The organism is Psychrobacter pulmonis (genome assembly GCF_904846465.1).
GTDB lineage: Bacteria > Pseudomonadota > Gammaproteobacteria > Pseudomonadales > Moraxellaceae > Psychrobacter > Psychrobacter faecalis.
Map to the genome: position 1 here is coordinate 309,072 of NZ_CAJHAT010000002.1, position 17,578 is coordinate 326,649.

A 17,578-nucleotide genomic window follows, 5' to 3' on the forward strand; every position below is an offset into this window, starting at 1 on the left:
ATTGATCACTTAAATAGCAGTCATGGATAATTAAGCCACTTGTACCGGAATGATATTGGCAGTGTCTTTCACGGTATTGTCTTCGTTGCAATACACCAGTTTTGGCTGATAGGTAGCGGCTTCTACTTCATCAAAATGGGCATAAGCACAAATGATGACGATATCGCCCAGGTCTGCCATATGCGCGGCGGCACCGTTTAACGAGATAATGCCAGAGCCCGCTTCAGCGCGAATCGCATAGGTGCGAAAACGCTTGCCATTGGTGACATTGTAGATATCGATAGATTCGTTTTCACGCAGACCAGCGAGGTCTAGTAGGTCACCATCGATACCGCATGAGCCTTCGTAGTGCAGTTCAGCATGGGTAACACGGGCGCGATGTAATTTGCACTTGAGCATATTAAGTAGCATAGGTTGCTTCCTTAGGGTAACTGATATAAATGAACCAAATCAAAAGCTTAATGGGGACAGGGTAAGTAGAATAAAAGTTATTTGCCTAAAAGTCACGGCTAAATTTACGCTTTGGCGATTTAAATGACTTAAATGTTTGCCATCAACGGCAGATTATTCTGGTAATTTAAAGCCATTAATCTGCGAGCGCGCTTTTTCAATATCACCATCTAATAATAACGGTAAGGCGTCAAAAGCAGCACTTAACGCGCTATCGATAGCCATTTGCTCATCAGGCGCCGCTTTCGATAATACGTGACCGCTGACTTTAGACTTGTGACCCGGATGACCGATACCGATACGCAGGCGATGAAAGTCGTTGCCAATGTGCGGGGTGATATCACGCAGACCGTTATGCCCGCCGTGACCACCGTCGGTTTTAAGCTTGATACTGCCAGCGGGAATATCGAGCTCATCATGGGCAATCAACAGCTCATTATTGTTAATGCCATAAAAATTGACCATCGGCACCACCGATTGACCAGATTTATTCATAAAGGTTAGAGGCATGAGCAGGCGCACATCGTGACCATGAATTTGCCCGCGTCCCGTCACCCCGTGGAATTTTTTGTCAGGGGCGAGGTCAATATTAAACTGCTGCGCCAAATGATGGACGAACCAAAACCCTGCATTATGACGCGTAAACATATACTGCTGACCAGGATTACCAAGACCGACAATAAGCTTTATGGCCATAAAAACACCCTGCTTAAATTTAATAAATAAGAGATAAGGTTTGAAAAGTAAGATGAACTGATCGTGCTTATCCTACTTTTCAAACCTTCTTTTCAAACCTCAGTTACAAAAACAGCAGGAGACATTCATCACCTGCTATTTTTTGACTAAACCAATCTTTTATAACCGAGCAACCATAAGGCTGCTATATAAGCGTTATAAAGATTATTATTCAGCGTCTTTGTCTTCAGGCTCAGCACCTTGCTCAGTAGCAGGTACGTCAGCTGCATCAACTTCGTCAGCGTCTTCGTCAACTTCTTCAACTGTTGGTGGCTGCATGTTCACAACGGTACGGTCGTGCGCATCTTCCATGTCAAGATCAAAGATAATTACGCCTTCAGGCAATTTGATGTCTGATAGACGGAATAGATCACCAATTTCCATGCCTGATACGTCGATTTCTAAGTATTCAGGTAATTGTGATGGTAGGCAAACGATTTCAACATCAGATACTAGCGTAGATAAGATACCACCCGCTTTCGTACCTGGCGCTTCTTCACGGCCTGCAAAATGTAGTGGCACGTGCATGTTGATTTTTTGACCTTTCACAATGCGCTGAAAATCTGCATGCATTGGGAAACCTTTAGCAGGATGGCGCTGCAAGTCTTTGATAACGACTTGTTGCTCATCACCTTTATCGGTAGTGATGGTCAAAATTTGTGAGAAAAACGCTTCATATTCAAGCGATTTTACGAGCTCGTTGATTTTGATAGAGATAGCAGTTGGTTCTTCACCACCACCATAAATGATAGCAGGAACTAGGTTCTGCTTACGTAGGCGGCGGCTCGCACCTTTACCTTGTTGTTCAGCAGAGCGGTCAACTGCGTTGATTGCAAAATGATCAATAGCCATGGATATAATCCTATAGAGAGTATGTGAAGTATCTACCAGCAATAACAGACTTGCGACCAGTCTATCACCGGATAATCAATACTTTAGAAAGTATCAATCATGTCGCTAAGTATAAAATACCCAAAAATAATAGGGGTTAACGAATGATGAATACAGGCGCGCATTATACGTGATTCTTTAACAATAATAAAGACCTAGCTAAAATAGCGCACGCCAGTCTTACATAAAAAAACGCCAAGTCATTAAACTTAGCGTTTTTAGTAAAATATTTTTTAGCGAAAGAAAATCTTAAGCATTAATTAGGCATCAAACATGGCGCTGATAGATTCTTCGTTATTGATACGGCGTAAGCTTTCAGCCAGCATCGGTGCGATACTTACTTGACGGATTTTGCTACAGGCTTTAGCCGCGTCAGACAATGGAATGGTATCAGTTACCACAATCTCATCCAATTCCGATTCGCTGATGTTCTTTAGCGCATTACCCGATAGGACAGGGTGAGTAATATAAGCAAGTACGCGGCGCGCGCCGTTTGCTTTTAGTGCTTCAGCGGCTTTGCATAACGTACCTGCGGTATCGACCATATCATCAACGATGACGCAATCACGGTCACGGACATCACCGATGATATGCATCACTTGTGACTCATTGGCACGGGCACGGCGTTTATCAATAATCGCCATGTCTGTATCGCCCAATTGCTTAGCCATGGCACGCGCACGCACCACACCGCCAACGTCAGGTGAAACCACCATGATGTTGTCATAATCTTGTTTTTTAAGATCGTTCAATAATACAGGGGTACCGTAGATGTTATCGACTGGGATATCAAAGAAGCCCTGAATCTGATCTGAGTGCAAATCAACGGTCATGACGCGATCGATACTAACGATGTTCAGCATGTCAGCGACGACTTTGGCCGAGATAGGTACACGAGCTGAACGCGGACGACGGTCTTGACGGGCATAACCGAAGTAAGGCATGACAGCAGTGATCCGGCCAGCACTAGAACGACGCAAGGCATCGGCCATCATCATGATTTCCATCAAATTGTCGTTAGTCGGTGCACAAGTAGGCTGCATGATAAACACGTCTTTGCCACGTACGTGTTCTTTGATTTCCACGGCAATTTCGCCATCAGAAAAACGCGTGATGTCAGCTTTACCAAGAGGTATATGGAGATGATCGGCTACGGTTTTTGCTAATTCTGGGTGGGCATTACCCGTAAAAATCGCCAAATAAGGCATGACAGAAGTCCTATTGATTAACTCAAGCAGCGACCGCTAAGCAGTATCAAACTGCTCAAATTTAGAAAAGAGTATGGAAAACTATTGATGACTACTATTACAGTAAAAAATGGCAGGGGTAGCTGGACTCGAACCAACGGATGTCAGGATCAAAACCTGATGCCTTACCAACTTGGCTATACCCCTGTAATGTCTAGGCTGTGTACGTCGATATCTAGTCGTAATTTATAGTAAATTACGCTTAAAATAGCGTCACGACCTGTTCGTTATATTATAAACAGATAAACCGTCTACAATATAACTTTTCCCTAACGGTGTTCATTGCGAACTATACCGAAACTGGGATAACGTTGTCAATGTCAATAAAATAAGCGTTTATTTAAAAACGGCTTATAATGACGACATATCGAACGCTTTACACTTAAAAATGGCAGGGGTAGCTGGACTCGAACCAACGGATGTCAGGATCAAAACCTGATGCCTTACCAACTTGGCTATACCCCTATTGAGGCGACCTATTATAAATAAATATTTAGATTTTGCAAGTCATTTGCGCCTTTTTATGGCTTTTATTATAAATAGGTCGAAAATAAAACCGATGTTGAGTTAATGAAAATTTATATATGGTCTTTATACTCATTTTATTTATACGCTATAAGTAGGGTTTGGCCTCAGTTTTAGCTTGTATAGGCTAATTATTTGGTAAATCTGTAGCGTCCATAAACTGTGAACCCAAAAATACGATATATCTATTTTCCAAGCATTTAGGGTTGGCTTGTTGCTCGAAATTATAATCGTAACTAGGGTCGTATTTCCCGCCGCTTAAGGGTCCGTTAGTAAATAGCTCAGTGTTCAAAGGTATATCAACGCCATTGGCGGTCAGAGTCTGGGTCTCCTCATTCCAAGTGGTTATGCCATGAGGAAACACAGGAACGTTAAGCCTATCATCGTTTTGGATAAGAAAACAGCCGTCTTTCATAACCAAAATGCCGCCCATAGCTGGTTCTATTTCCGCACCATGTTTATATGGATAAGTAAAAAACTGGGCATAGGGCTTATTCTTAAAATCGTTAATACTGCTATCACTGGCCATATTATCGATAGATACTTTTGGCGCAGGTAACGTGACGTTTTGAGTATCAGAATTGTTGGTGCAGGCTGTCATGGCTATTGAAAGGGCCAAAATACTTATTGATAACGTAAAAGAATTGCCTTTCATGATGAATAGCCTTTAAGCCAAGGAAGTTATTTTATCGATTGCATCCAAACTTATAGATTCCCCACTACGTACGCCGCACAAGGCGCAGCCGCAATCCATTTTACCAACAGCGTTTTATCATCAATAATACTCGCATCCAATGGCAAGAACACGGCGCTACCAGAGCCGGTCATACGAGCTGTGCTGAGTGCTTGCAACTCTAAGCCTTGCAAATACCGTAACGCTGCATCGACGGCAGGAGCAAGGCTTGTCACTACTGGCGTAAAGACGTTTTGATAAGGCGTATTTAAATGTTGTACGTAGTCATTGGAATGGTTTTGAATGGTTGCAATCGATAGCGGGGCGATATCTCGTTGTAGCTTTGGATGGGCGAACAGCTTGGCCGTGTTCACATGGGCGTTTGGGGTTAAGACTAAGTACTCTTGCTCGGGCAAATCAATGGCGGTCAGCTCCTCGCCAATACCCATAGCAATGGCATCTTGCCCAAAGATAAATATCGGCACATCGGCGCCGATAGTAGCAGCGATTTTTATCAGCTCATTTTTAGTAATGTTAAGCTGCCAAATCTCATTTAAGACTAATAAGGTCGTTGCGGCATTGGATGAGCCACCGCCCAAGCCTGCACCCATTGGTAAATGCTTATCCAAGGTGATTTGCACTGATTGCAGCTGCTTAGGTAGTCTGTCAGCTTGAAGAGCAAATGCTAGTAACGCTTGGGCGGCTTTAAAAATCAGATTGTCATCGATACTACTGGTTATGGTGTCGGCACCAGCAAGCGTTAGCAGCTGATGACAAAGCTTAGTAGCGTCGAAGGTTTTATCTATAATAGAAAATACTGTATCGTCTACAAACGTAAAATGCAGATAATCGCCCCAGTCAAGCAGGCGAAAGACGGTTTGCAGATTATGATAGCCATCAGCGCGCTTACCAGTGATATGCAAAAATAAATTAATCTTGGCCGGTGACAAGCGCGTGATAACTGATGTTGCGGTGGTGCGTTCAGTCATAAATAAATGTCTTTATGAGTTGTAAGTAAAGATAGTGTTTTCTACTGTCTACATAAGGCCATTATTTTTGATGGTCGATGGTCATCACTACTTTATTGCCTTGTGACTGCACGGCACTGATTTTATTTGGCAATTTATCGTTACCTTTATAACTAAAGTTCGCTTGCCATTCACCATTGACCGAGCTAATTAAACGGTTTTGGTCATCAAGCTGTGGGGCGCTGTCTGAAGGCGCGGGGCGACCCGATATCCAATACGGCATTTGTGAAATCGGCGCCTGCCAGCCTGTGGCTTTTTTGAGCAAGGTTTCAGGGTCAGCAGCGGTTAAAGTACCGGTTTTTTCACTGACTAAAGTCGCCGACTGACCATTATATTCGATATTGGTTTTGCCAATGCCAAGCGCACCAATCAATTCGATAGCAAAACGGTCATTTTGTTGTCCCCATGCATAAAACGCACTGCCGCCTTGGTTTCCTGAATTGTCCTTACTAGGTGTGGTAACGCCGATTTTGCCCGTGATATTAAAGTTCTCAAGCTTTTTAGGTTGTTCAGGTTTCTGACCTTGTACCGTGCCGATAGGCTGGTTGGTAGCATTAGCGGTTTTTAATGATTGGCAACCAGATGTGATAACGAGCGCGGCGGTTAAAGCGCTAAATAGCGCCAGTTTATTCGGCTGATTTTTTTTTAATACTGACATGATATATCCTCAAAAATAGACAAGTTTTAAAAGTAACAAGTTTTAAAAGTAATAGATTTTTTAAAAGATTAAATAAAACAATAAACGCTTAGCTTAAGCATGATTTGTTACGCGCTGATGCATGGCTGTTCATTTCTTATAACTGGCTTGTAGTTTTTATCGCAAACGTTTTTATTTTTAATCGTATTTTATGATGAGTATTCAATAAGCTTTGAGCAAAAAGCTGCTTAATAAAGCTGTATACGGTCATTGACGTTGCGCTGCCCAAATGAAAAACGCTCTTGTAACTCAGCAAGCAACGCCTCAACTTTTTCATTATCGCCTAGCCCTTGATAAGCGCGCAGCAGTAGCGTGCCTGAACGCAGGGTTGGAAAGACGTCGTACGGGGTTTGTAGATAATCGATGACTTGTTGATAATCTTCGTTCGCTAAAGCATTGGCGGCGAGTACGTTTAACGCTTGCAAATGCAGCTCATTGTCATAGCGCGGGTCATCATAACGGATTTGAATGATAGCCGTTGCTAGCGCCAAACCTTGCTTGGAGCTGCGTTCATTGGCGAGCAATAACTGCGCATAGCTAAGCTGATAAGCAAGGTTGGTTGGGTCGAGCGTTTGCAAATGGTTCAATAAGGTACGTTTGACGATATAATCGTCTTTGTCGTCAAGCAGCTGGGCGCGGGCAAATAGCAGCATCTCATTATTAGGATATTTGCGGCTGGCGCGCGTTAATAACCGTAGCGCTTCCTCGGGCTCATTTTGCTGCCATAAGATATCCGCTTGCATGACAAAGCTGTCAGGCGCGAAGATGCTAAAGTTTTTACGCAGCTTCTCTAAAGTAGCAATGGCTGCATCGACGTCGTCATTTAGCAGCTCAAACGACACCACTTTTCGCCGCGCTTCTAACACCAAGTCCTCTTGCATCACACCATTGAGATAGTGTTTTGCTTGCTCAAAGCGTTGCTGGCGCTCGGCACTGATGCCAAGGTAGTAATAGGCTTGGTCAAGATAACCCGGATTTTTAGCCAAGATATTAAGCAGCTGGTCGGCGCTGGCGTATTCTTCAACGTCCAAGCTCACCAGCGCGGCGAGCAAAGTGATTTCGTCATCATCAGCAAAGCGCCCGTGTGCATCAAATAATAGCTGCCAAGCCTGCTCACTTTGCCGCAAATCGAGTAAATAACGAATCTCATATAAGTATAAGCTCTTGCTATCAGGGTTACGTAGGCGCGCTTGGTTAATATAATCAAGCACGGCTGCTGATGGCTTGGTCTTGCGTAAGATGTCGGCTTTTAAAGTGATAAAAGGCACATAATCTGGCTGACGCGCGAGGGCACGATCGATATGGACAATAGCGACCTCAGGCTCATCAAATTGATACAGTAAACCAGCCTTTAATACCGAAAGCGAAGCGTTTTGCTCGCTATCGATAGGTTGCAAAGCGGCAAGCAACTCGCGTTTGTCTTCATCGGTATTGGGATAAATGCCAATCAGTATTTCGCTCAGATCGGCTCGCGGGTCATAGTTTAAAATGCGGTTTAGAGTGGCGCCCGCCAATTCATAGTCGTGCGCACGCAGGGCCAAATGCGCCACATAGAACCAAGCGGGCACGTGGTCGGGGTTTTGGTCTTGCCAAGTTTTGGCAAAGCGCAATGAATCCTCAACGCTTTCATTACGTAAAGACAAGCTTAGGGCGCGCTCAAATACCGCAGTTGCATCTTGTTTAAAAGATTGCTGCTTATAAATAGTTAGCGCGCGCTTATTATTATCGCGATCTGCGGCAAACTCGGCATCCAACAGCGCGTATAAACTTGGCTCACCAAGCTCAGATTGTGCTGGGCTAAATGCTACTAGATTGCTTACAGAAGTATCGGTTTCTGCTAGCTGAGACTGCTCAGTAGACGGTAGTTGAGAAGGTATTTCATGAGCAGTATGACCAATGATATCGCTTTTCTTGGCTGGTGAAGTTGTAGGCGAATTGGCCAAATCAGTGTTTAATATGGGAGCGGTCAACGCCGGGCTGACATACTTGGCGTGGGCGGGTAATCCTAGGCATAGACAAATGGCCAACGACAAGGTTAGCTTATAACGCTGGCATAGGCGCTCTATGGTGGCTTGCAATAAGGCGCGGAGGCGAGATTGATCATTATACATAGGTTGCAGTCTAAAGGATGACCCAAAAAATCTAGCGAGCAATATTTCCCCATTAGTCCACTTGCATTCTAACAGGAGGATTTTATTGTCATTATTTTAAATAAGTATTCGTCATTACCATTATAAGAGCAGATGAAAGCGATAAACAATAGCGCCTATGTTACTCAAATACTAACAATATTTAGGCGATTAATTAATGACGATAAATGACTTTAAGTAGCGTTCAATAAAATCTGATAGCTTAAACATCTGCTAGTAAACCAGCGTTTTTAAGTTAGACAAATAACACTGGCATTTATTTTAAAGCCTTGGAGCAGTTGATTTATCGTCGCCATGCCCAGATACAGACAAATACCATCGCCCAACGCTGCTTGTTAAATAAAGCCAGCAATAATGATATAATAGGCGCTTTTTAGACGTTTATATTGGCAAGTATTAATTAAAGACGTTTTTTCACAGCCAGTTTAGCAAGCGCTGTCTGTGAAAAACTGTTTTTTAGCACTGCTGATTGAATAGGTTTTTTCACATTCTAAAAGCGTTTGGCTAGCAGGTAAACGTTATATTTATGGTCTATCAATAATGAGATTAGTGGTCATTGGGGTCAATCACAAAACCGCACCAGTCGCTCTGCGAGAGCGCTTGGCGCTTGTCGGTGACGATGTGAATATTGCCCTTCAGCAGCTAGAGCGCTTCACCGATGGTAGCGTGATTGTCTCGACGTGCAACCGTACTGAGATTTATGCGCTGGTTCCGCAAGTCTTAGCATCGCCAGAATCAGGCGCGGCTTTAGCAGCGCAGCAAACTGCCATCACCAGCCATAATGCTGTCAGTACTCAGCCTTCTGCCGCGGCAATCAGCGCACATATCTTAAAAATTAAAGCGTGGCTGGCGGATTTTAAACAGTTACCTTTGGACGAGATTGATCCTTACCTGTATGTGCACCGTGATACTCATGCGCTGACTCATTGGCTGCGAGTCGCCGCTGGTCTTGACTCGATGATATTGGGTGAGCCGCAGATACTCGGTCAAATCAAACGTTCTGTGCATTTGGCGCAAGACCAAAAGGCGCTCAGCAATCAGCTCGGCTGGATTGTTGACCAAGTATTTGCTGCTGCCAAACGCGTGCGTAACGAAACCAAAGTCGGCGCTCAAGCAGTATCGCTGAGCTATGCTGCAGCCAAATTGGTGACGCAGATATTTGACGATTTGCCCAATCGCACGTTATTGGTTGTTGCGGCAGGCGAGATGAATCGCTTGGTGGCAACCCATATCGCTGGGCTTGGGGTCGGGCGGGTCATTATTTGTAACCGCAATCCTGAGCGCGCCGAAGCGTTGGCCGCCGAATTGCGTCGACCCGAGCGTATGGTAGAAGTGAAATCGCTGCAAGAGTTGCCGCAAGTATTGGCAGAAGCTGATATCGTCAGTAGTTGTAGCGGCAGTATGGATATATTAATTGATAAGACCATGACCTTGCGCGCGCTTAAAAGCCGGCGTTATCAGCCGATGCTGATGATTGACTTGGCGGTGCCGCGCGATATCGACTCTACCATTAGCCGTATCGACGATGTGTATTTGTATTCTGTTGATGACTTGCAACACGTGATTGCTGGTAATATTGAGCAGCGCCGGCAAGCAGCGGTCGATGCTGAGCTGCTGGTCAGTCAGTTGGTGGTCGAGATGGATCGGCGCTTTCAAGTGCGCCAAGTTGGTAAAGAGATTCAACAATATCGCGCGCGCACCCATGACCAAGTCGATAAGCTGCTGCATGAATCCATTGCTAAGCTGCAACAAGATAACGCCAGCCCTGAAGCTATTATCACTGAGCTATCGCGGCGTTTAACCCAGACGCTGACCCATGCGCCCTCGAAGTTGATGCGCAAAGCGGCACGCGAAGGTGACAATGAATTGCTAGATTTTGTGGTCTCGGGATTACAAGACGCGCATCGTGGTCGTCGTCAGTAATCATTACTCCTTTTAATTCACTAATTGTTTTTCTTACTATTTCTCTTAAAACCGTTTCTTTTAAAACTCTTCCTTTTGAAACGGTTTCTCTTCAAAAATCATAAATTAGCTAAGCTTTCAACTTATGCAAGCTGAGCGTTGTCAACCTGCATTATCAGTGCTAATATCAAGTTGTTATGAGTGTATTAAGTGGCGATAATTTTTGGTTATGTGGCAGCGGTTATTTCTAATAATCCTTTAACTAATTGATTTTGGCTTTTTTTTCAAAGTCTAATTTTATCAATTGCCTCTTAATATCTTCTCATTTCATTAATTCTCAGTATTGATGTTTCAATAGGCTGTCATTCACGGTCTGATAATGGCGCGCCTATCGTCTGTAGTACTGTTTAGAATAGTAGTACTGTTTAAAATAAAAATAAAGCGCACACGACATACTCGTCAACGGCAATAGCGCTAGGATAAAGCGCTATATCGTCAACTCTGCGTCATACTCTCGATGGTTACTCGATATGAGTGCCCGATAAATACTATCTATCATAGTATTTGGCTCGTTATCACTAAAATTTGCCAATACCTATATTGCCTAACTATAAACTAGGAGCGTCCTATGACTGCATTACGTCAAGATATTGATCCAAACGGCTTATTAGAATATTCGGTGGTCTATACTGACCGCGCCTTAAACCACATGTCAAAAGTCTTTCAGCAAGTAATGAATGACTTGTCTAGCAACCTAAAGTCAGTCTATAACGCTGATGCGGTGGCGATTGTACCTGGTTCTGGTACTTACGGCATGGAAGCGGTGGCGCGTCAATTGGCCAATGATGCAGACTGCCTGATTATCCGTAACGGTTGGTTTAGCTATCGTTGGACGCAAATTTTAGACAAGGGCAAAATTGCCAAGTCGTCTACAGTATTGACTGCCAATCGTGAAGAGGGTGAGACGCCAAAGCCGTTTTCTCCAGTTGCTATCGATGAAGCGGTTGCTAAAATTAAAGACACAAAACCAGCCATCGTTTTTGCCCCTCATGTTGAAACCTCATCAGGCATAATTTTGTCAGAAGACTATATCAAAGCATTGGCCGAGGCTGTTCATAGCGTTGGCGGTCTATTGGTCATTGACTGTATTGCCTCGGGTTGCGTCTGGCTTGATATGAAAGACTTGGGTATTGACGTGCTGATTAGCGCGCCGCAAAAAGGCTGGAGCAGCACGCCGGGCGCAGGTCTGGTGATGCTCAGCGACGCGGCTGTGCAAAAAGTAGAGAGCACTGAATCTGATAGCTTTAGCTTAGATTTAAAACAGTGGTTAAATATCATGCGCGCCTATGAAAATGGCGGTCACGCTTATCATGCAACCATGCCAACCGATAGCTTACGCCAGTTCCGCGATACCGTTCATGAAGCTAAGGAAGTCGGCTTTGATAAACTTTGCGAGGCGCAGTGGGAGCTTGGTAAGCGTATTCGTAAAGTATTGGCGGACAAAGGCATTGAAAGCGTGGCGGCAGAAGGTTTTGAAGCACCGGGTGTTGTCGTTGCTTATACTGACCGTGATGACATGCATAAAGGTAGCGCCTTTGCTGAAGCTGGCATGCAAATCGCCGCTGGTGTCCCGCTACAAGTAGGCGAGCCTGAGAACTTTAAAACTTTCCGTTTAGGTCTATTTGGTCTTGATAAATTGACCGATGTCGACGGAGCGGTACAACGTTTTGAAAAAGCGCTTGATGAAGTATTGGCAGAGCAGCCTGCATAATTTTTACTATAAGTTAGGTAACAATACTGAGTTCTGTTAAACAGATCTCAGTATTTTTTTACCTATTTATTATATTTTATTATATAATGTATTTATATAAAACGAATTTAAAACTGTGTTTGATAAAATTGGCTTAGGTAAACATTATGAGTATACAAATAGACTGGCAGGCATTTACGCCAATCTCCTTAGTAGGCGGACTGATGCTAGGGGTGGCGACTGCCATTTTGCTGTTAGGTGTTGGCCGTATTGCGGGGATTAGTGGTATTTTCTCAAGCCTCTTAAAACCCAAGCGCGTTGAGATGTGGCAGGTTTTATTTATCGCCGGTCTTATCGTCTCGCCGTTATTATATCGTTTGGTCAAGCCGTTACCAGCGATAGAAGTAAGTGCTTCTATACCGTTATTAATTGCGGCAGGGCTGCTCGTTGGTTTTGGCACGCGTCTCGGTTCAGGCTGTACCAGCGGACATGGTATTTGCGGTAATGCGCGACTGTCACCACGTTCGATGGCGGCGACAGTGACCTTTATGTTGTTTGGTATCTTAACCGTTTATATCGGTCGCCATGTTTTGGGTTTGATTTAAAAATCGCATAGACAGCACGTTATTTATAACCGCTTGGATTAATACATTAGGTGTGAGAAAAAATGCTAAAAAATATAATTGGATTAGTAGCAGGATTATTATTCGGTTTTGGACTGCTGATATCAGGGATGACCGACCCTGCTAAAGTACAAGGCTTTTTGGACGTCTTTGGCGCGTGGGATATCTCCTTGGCACTGGTGATGGGCGGCGGTTTAATAGTAGCGATAATCGGTGTGCAATTAGCCAAATGGCAAAAGACCAGCTGGGTGGGCACTTTTATCTTATTGCCAAGTAAGACGGTGATTGATAAAAAGTTGCTAATCGGCGCGATGATGTTTGGTATCGGTTGGGGACTTGTGGGTATCTGCCCAGGACCGGGTATCGTGCTACTTGGGACAGGACAATGGCAAGCGTATGTCTTTATTCCAGCAATGATAATGGGTATGTTGGTTTATCAATGGCTTGAACCAAAGCTGAATTAGTTGTTTGGCTATAGTCAGTCCTAAATAAAATTAGTACAAGTATGATAACGCGCTACTGGTATTCATTTTCCTTGCTTGCTGTGCCTACCCAGACAGAGGCTGCGCAAAATGAATACCAGTAGCTCTGTGTTTATTTTATAGCAGACTGTCTACAAGAATAAGTTTTACGTTCTTAGTTCAAGAAAAAAGGGTCAGCCTAATCATAAGACTGACCCTGTTTTATGCAAATTGCTCAAAGTGCAAGTTTTTCAAAAGCTATTATTTAGCGCTAGCCGTAACTTTTGGCGTTTCGTGCGCCAATGATTTGGCGGCTTGGCGTAGCTCAAACTTCTGTACTTTACCGGTACTAGTTTTCGGAATTTCAGCAAAGATAATATATTTCGGCACTTTAAATCCAGCCAAATATTGCTTGCAATGCTCCATGACATGATCGCGTTGCAAAGTGCTACCAGCATGAATTTCGATAAAGGCGATGGGCACTTCGCCCCATTTATCATGCGGCGCGGCAACGACCGCACAGCTTTGGATTTCCGGCATTTTATATAAGACGTTTTCGACTTCGATACTAGAGATATTTTCGCCACCTGAGATGATGATGTCTTTAAGCCTATCCATGATTTTGATATAGCCGTCAGGGTATTTGACGCCCAAATCACCGGTACGGAACCAACCATCGGCAAAGGCTTCTTCAGTGGCTTTTCGGCTTTTAAGATAGCCTTTCATCACCATGTTACCGCGCAGTGCCAGCTCGCCCATCTCTTCGCCATCAGCAGCAACGGGTTCAGTGGTCCCTTGTTTAAACAGCTCAAAGCCTGTCATCAAATGCGAGGTCACTCCTTGACGAGATTTTTTCTGCGCACGAGCAGCGACATCAAGCGCATCCCATTCTTCTTGCTCAGCACAAACAGTGACCGGACCATAAACTTCGGTGAGGCCATAAACATGTGAGATATGAAAGCCCATGGCTTCCATAGCAGCGAGCATAGTTTCAGACGGCGGTGCACCAGCGACCCAGCCTTTGACTTCATGGTTAATGGCTTCTTTATACTCAGGCTTACCGCCGGCAATCATATTGTGCACCACGGGCGCTGAGCAATAATGGCTGACTTTATACTTGGCAATCAGCTGCAAAATCAAATCAGCGTCAATTTTACGTAAGCAGACGTTGACGCCCGCGCGCTCAGCGATGGTCCATGGGAAACACCAACCATTACAATGGAATAGTGGCAGCGTCCATAGATACATGGGATGCTTGGGCATATCCCAATCTAAAATATTAGACACGGCATTGAGCATGGCACCGCGATGATGATAGACCACGCCCTTGGGCTTACCAGTGGTGCCAGAGGTATAGTTGAGCGCAATGGCATCCCATTCATCGAGCGGTTTTTCCCAATTATCCAAATTGTCTGAGCTGGCGATTAACTCTTCATAACTCATACTGCCAAAACGCTCGATATCAAGCGCTTTATCGGTCGCATGAATCACGTTGAGGTTGGGAAAAGCTTCATCAATAATCTCAGCATGCTCAGCAAACTCGCTGTCTAAAATCAATACTTTGGCTTCAGAGTGTTGCAGGCAAAAGGTTAGGGCATTGATATCAAGTCGGGTATTAAGGGTACAAAGCACGCCGCCTGACATTGGCACGCCAAAGGCGCATTCGACCATCGCTGGCGTGTTCGGCATCATCACCGCCACCGTGTCATTTTTATCGATACCCAATTTACGCAGACCATCGGCCAATTGACGACAGCGATCATAAGTCTGTTGCCATGTCTGCGTGAGCTCATTGTGCTCTAGGTCGTCGTAGATAATTGCAGTCTTGTCAGGATAAACCTGCGCGCTGCGGATAATAAAATCGATAGGGGTCAGCGGTTGGTGATTGGCAGCGTTTTTGCCAAGACCGGTGTGAAAGTCTGTCATGGGGATAGTCCTTTATCGTATTGCGGGTATTCGATGGTGCAGGGATTTAGCGAAGCGGCTATTATAGAAGCCGTTGTCATAAAAACAATTGTCATAAAAACGGTCGTTATAAAACACGTTAAATATTGACAACGCTCACGCTATTATAGCCAATCGCCCCAAAAATTGGGCGGGTTTTATGAGGTTTGCTTAATAAAAGCCATAAAGTCGAGGTAAACATCTGACTGTCTAGGATTGGTATCAAGATAGTGCTCACTCATCAGTCGCTTGTCCGCATAGCTGATGATAATAGCGGTGTGTTACGATAGCAGCAACGCTAAATCCCGTGACTTTTCTGTTTTCAGAACGTAGTTTGTTAATTCATTCATAAGGAAAATGATATGACCGCCAGCCGCACTGCCAATACCATTGAGACCGCCAGCACCAACGAGTACTACCCGCATTTATTTGAGCCGCTGGATTTGGGCTTTACTACACTTAAAAACCGCATGGTGATGGGCTCGATGCATACGGGGCTTGAAGACCGTTTTTATAATTACGGCAAGCTGGCGGCGTATTTTGCCGAACGTGCCAAAGGCGGCGTGGCGATGATGATTACCGGGGGCATATCGCCCAATCGCGAAGGCTGGTTGCTCCCTGCTGGCGGCACCATGAACACCCGCGCTGACGTCATTAATCATCAACGCGTCACCCGTGCGGCGCATAAATATGACAGCAAAATCATCATGCAAATCTTGCACAGTGGTCGCTATGGTTATCATCCGTTTGCCGTGTCAGCAAGCCCGATTAAATCGCCAATCTCGCCGTTTAAACCGCGTAAGATGAGCATCAAAAATATCGAACAAACCGTTAAAGACTATGCGCGCTGTGCCAAACTTGCCAAACAAGCGGGTTATGATGGCGTTGAAATCATGGGCTCTGAAGGTTACTTGCTCAATCAGTTTTTATCGCGTCATGTCAATAAACGTACCGACGAATACGGCGGTGATATCCAAAATCGCATGAAGTTTGCGGTCGATGTGGTCAAAGCAGTTCGCGAAGCAACGGGTGAAGATTTTATTATCCTATTCCGTTTGTCAGTGATTGATTTGGTCAAAGACGGTAACGTCATGGATGAAGTCATTACCGTTGCTAAAGCGCTAGAAGAAGCGGGCGTGACCATTATGAATACTGGAATTGGCTGGCATGAAGCGCGCGTACCGACCATTGTCACTAGCGTACCACGCGCGGCGTTTGTTGATTTCACTGCTGAAATTAAAAAGCATATTAATATTCCAATGATGGCAGCCAACCGTATCAATATGCCAGAAACAGCGGAAGAAATCGTTGCCAGTGGGCAAGCGGATATGATTCAGATGGCGCGTCCGTTCTTAGCCGATCCGCATTGGGTCAACAAAGCTAAAGAAGGTCAAGCCGATCGTATCAATACCTGTATCGCCTGTAACCAAGCCTGTCTTGACCATACTTTTGAAAATAAACGCTCAACCTGTTTGGTCAACCCACAAGCCTGCTATGAGACAGAATTGGTTTATAAGAAAACCAAAAAGCCTAAAAAAGTAGCGGTCATCGGTGGCGGTGTCGCGGGCATGTCAGCCGCTCATGTTGCAGCTTTGCGTGGTCATGACGTCACTTTATTTGAAGCAAAAGATATCTTGGGCGGGCAGTTTAATTATGCCAAAGTCATACCTGGTAAAGAAGAGTTCTTTGAAACCATTCGCTACTATATCAATGAGCTTGAGCACTTAGGCGTTGAGATTAAACTTAATACCAAAGTCGATAAAGATATGCTCGAGAAGGCCAAGTTCCATCATGTCATCGTCGCAACTGGCGTTGTTCCTAGAAGCCTAAAAGGCAAGTTAGAAGGTGCAGATTTACCACAAGTCATTAGCTATGCTGAATTGCTCTCTGGTGAAAAATCCGTTGGTGAAACCGTCGCGGTCATCGGTGCGGGCGGTATCGGCTTTGATGTTAGTGAATATCTAACCGCCAATCATGGGCAGCCATTAGATGAGCTTGGTCCTGAATTGCTAAAAGACCCAAGCTATCGTCCAAAACCGCAGTCAATCAGCGATTGGCGCGAAGAGTGGGGCGTGACGTCTGATACTAACTATCAGGCAGATGGCGGCTTGATTAAACCTGAAGGCATCAAACCTGTACGCCAAGTGTACTTAATGCAGCGTACTAAAGGTCGCTTGGGCAGTGGGCTCAATAAAACCTCGGGCTGGGTGCATCGTGCTCATGTTAAGTCGCATGGCGTCATCCAAGTATCAGGTGCGCAGTACGACAAAATTACCAACGAAGGTATTTGGATTACTAACAATCAAGGTCAAAGCCAGCTGTTACGTGTCGATAGCATCGTGGTCTGTGCCGGTCAAGAATCAGTGGTTGAGCTGATGCCAAATGTCGGTGATGCACCAGATGCACAATACCATCTAATCGGCGGTGCAAAGCTAGCGGCTGAGCTGGATGCTAAACGTGCAATTCGTGATGGTGCTGAGGTTGCGGCAGCGATATAATTGA

Annotated in this window: 14 protein-coding genes and 2 tRNA genes; 5 read left to right on the forward strand and 11 right to left on the reverse strand. The window is 44.8% G+C overall.

Features of this window, described 5'->3' with window-relative positions; genetic code table 11:
* Positions 1-30: 30 nt before the first annotated feature.
* The 10 genes from panD to JMX70_RS05090 form a co-directional block, all read right to left on the reverse strand.
* Positions 31-411, reverse strand: a complete 381-nt coding sequence (panD, locus tag JMX70_RS05045) for an aspartate 1-decarboxylase (RefSeq protein ID WP_045443274.1) — start codon at positions 409-411, stop codon at positions 31-33.
* Positions 412-564: 153 nt separating this feature from the next.
* Positions 565-1,146, reverse strand: coding sequence for an aminoacyl-tRNA hydrolase (gene pth, locus JMX70_RS05050; RefSeq protein ID WP_201590129.1), 582 nt, complete (start codon positions 1,144-1,146; stop codon positions 565-567).
* A 207-nt stretch (positions 1,147-1,353) separates the two neighbouring features.
* A complete protein-coding gene (locus JMX70_RS05055; RefSeq protein WP_068404709.1) occupies positions 1,354-2,037 on the reverse strand; it encodes a 50S ribosomal protein L25/general stress protein Ctc in 684 nt (227 codons plus the stop codon).
* 299 nt (positions 2,038-2,336) lie between these two features.
* Positions 2,337-3,284, reverse strand: coding sequence for a ribose-phosphate pyrophosphokinase (locus JMX70_RS05060; RefSeq protein WP_183619610.1), 948 nt, complete (start codon positions 3,282-3,284; stop codon positions 2,337-2,339).
* Positions 3,285-3,394: 110 nt separating this feature from the next.
* Positions 3,395-3,470, reverse strand: a tRNA-Gln gene (locus JMX70_RS05065).
* 242 nt (positions 3,471-3,712) lie between these two features.
* A tRNA-Gln gene (locus tag JMX70_RS05070) sits at positions 3,713-3,788 on the reverse strand.
* Positions 3,789-3,975: 187 nt separating this feature from the next.
* Positions 3,976-4,503, reverse strand: coding sequence for a hypothetical protein (locus JMX70_RS05075; RefSeq protein WP_201590131.1), 528 nt, complete (start codon positions 4,501-4,503; stop codon positions 3,976-3,978).
* Positions 4,504-4,553: 50 nt separating this feature from the next.
* The gene (ispE, locus tag JMX70_RS05080; protein ID WP_201590134.1) at positions 4,554-5,510 is read right to left on the reverse strand and encodes a 4-(cytidine 5'-diphospho)-2-C-methyl-D-erythritol kinase; all 957 of its coding nucleotides are present in this window, start codon (positions 5,508-5,510) and stop codon (positions 4,554-4,556) included.
* 61 nt (positions 5,511-5,571) lie between these two features.
* Positions 5,572-6,207: a lipoprotein insertase outer membrane protein LolB gene (gene lolB / locus JMX70_RS05085; protein ID WP_200663126.1), complete on the reverse strand. Its 636-nt coding sequence runs from the start codon at positions 6,205-6,207 to the stop codon at positions 5,572-5,574.
* 227 nt (positions 6,208-6,434) lie between these two features.
* Complete coding sequence (locus JMX70_RS05090; RefSeq protein WP_201590136.1) at positions 6,435-8,357, reverse strand: tetratricopeptide repeat protein; 1,923 nt, start codon at positions 8,355-8,357, stop codon at positions 6,435-6,437.
* A 579-nt stretch (positions 8,358-8,936) separates the two neighbouring features.
* Here JMX70_RS05090 and hemA point away from each other — a divergent pair.
* The 4 genes from hemA to JMX70_RS05110 all read left to right on the forward strand — a co-directional run bounded on the left by hemA (position 8,937) and on the right by JMX70_RS05110 (position 13,135).
* A complete protein-coding gene (hemA, locus tag JMX70_RS05095; RefSeq protein ID WP_201590138.1) occupies positions 8,937-10,319 on the forward strand; it encodes a glutamyl-tRNA reductase in 1,383 nt (460 codons plus the stop codon).
* 607 nt (positions 10,320-10,926) lie between these two features.
* Positions 10,927-12,069 carry an aminotransferase class V-fold PLP-dependent enzyme gene (locus JMX70_RS05100; RefSeq protein WP_201590140.1) on the forward strand — a complete coding sequence of 381 codons (1,143 nt, stop codon included), beginning with the start codon at positions 10,927-10,929 and terminating at the stop codon, positions 12,067-12,069.
* Between the two features lie 146 nt (positions 12,070-12,215).
* Positions 12,216-12,653, forward strand: coding sequence for a YeeE/YedE family protein (locus tag JMX70_RS05105; RefSeq protein WP_201590142.1), 438 nt, complete (start codon positions 12,216-12,218; stop codon positions 12,651-12,653).
* Between the two features lie 62 nt (positions 12,654-12,715).
* Positions 12,716-13,135, forward strand: coding sequence for a DUF6691 family protein (locus JMX70_RS05110; RefSeq protein WP_144296760.1), 420 nt, complete (start codon positions 12,716-12,718; stop codon positions 13,133-13,135).
* 258 nt (positions 13,136-13,393) lie between these two features.
* Here JMX70_RS05110 and JMX70_RS05115 read toward each other — a convergent pair whose 3' ends face one another.
* Positions 13,394-15,058, reverse strand: coding sequence for an AMP-binding protein (locus JMX70_RS05115; protein ID WP_201590144.1), 1,665 nt, complete (start codon positions 15,056-15,058; stop codon positions 13,394-13,396).
* A gap of 380 nt (positions 15,059-15,438) precedes the next feature.
* Between JMX70_RS05115 and JMX70_RS05120 the strand changes: the two genes are divergently transcribed.
* Entirely contained in the window at positions 15,439-17,574 is a 2,136-nt protein-coding gene (locus tag JMX70_RS05120; protein ID WP_201590145.1) for an NADPH-dependent 2,4-dienoyl-CoA reductase, read from the forward strand.
* The last annotated feature ends 4 nt before the right edge of the window (positions 17,575-17,578 follow it).

What these genes read in the sequence shown, in the direction of transcription:
- ispE (WP_201590134.1), bottom strand. Translation starts at nt 5,510, where the DNA reads ATGACTGAACGCACCACCGCAACATCAGTTATCACGCGCTTGTCACCG.
- JMX70_RS05120 (WP_201590145.1), top strand. Translation starts at nt 15,439, where the DNA reads ATGACCGCCAGCCGCACTGCCAATACCATTGAGACCGCCAGCACCAAC.
- JMX70_RS05090 (WP_201590136.1), bottom strand. Translation starts at nt 8,357, where the DNA reads ATGTATAATGATCAATCTCGCCTCCGCGCCTTATTGCAAGCCACCATA.
- JMX70_RS05115 (WP_201590144.1), bottom strand. Translation starts at nt 15,058, where the DNA reads ATGACAGACTTTCACACCGGTCTTGGCAAAAACGCTGCCAATCACCAA.
- JMX70_RS05075 (WP_201590131.1), bottom strand. Translation starts at nt 4,503, where the DNA reads ATGAAAGGCAATTCTTTTACGTTATCAATAAGTATTTTGGCCCTTTCA.
- hemA (WP_201590138.1), top strand. Translation starts at nt 8,937, where the DNA reads ATGAGATTAGTGGTCATTGGGGTCAATCACAAAACCGCACCAGTCGCT.
- panD (WP_045443274.1), bottom strand. Translation starts at nt 411, where the DNA reads ATGCTACTTAATATGCTCAAGTGCAAATTACATCGCGCCCGTGTTACC.
- pth (WP_201590129.1), bottom strand. Translation starts at nt 1,146, where the DNA reads ATGGCCATAAAGCTTATTGTCGGTCTTGGTAATCCTGGTCAGCAGTAT.
- JMX70_RS05105 (WP_201590142.1), top strand. Translation starts at nt 12,216, where the DNA reads ATGAGTATACAAATAGACTGGCAGGCATTTACGCCAATCTCCTTAGTA.
- JMX70_RS05055 (WP_068404709.1), bottom strand. Translation starts at nt 2,037, where the DNA reads ATGGCTATTGATCATTTTGCAATCAACGCAGTTGACCGCTCTGCTGAA.
- JMX70_RS05100 (WP_201590140.1), top strand. Translation starts at nt 10,927, where the DNA reads ATGACTGCATTACGTCAAGATATTGATCCAAACGGCTTATTAGAATAT.
- JMX70_RS05060 (WP_183619610.1), bottom strand. Translation starts at nt 3,284, where the DNA reads ATGCCTTATTTGGCGATTTTTACGGGTAATGCCCACCCAGAATTAGCA.
- lolB (WP_200663126.1), bottom strand. Translation starts at nt 6,207, where the DNA reads ATGTCAGTATTAAAAAAAAATCAGCCGAATAAACTGGCGCTATTTAGC.
- JMX70_RS05110 (WP_144296760.1), top strand. Translation starts at nt 12,716, where the DNA reads ATGCTAAAAAATATAATTGGATTAGTAGCAGGATTATTATTCGGTTTT.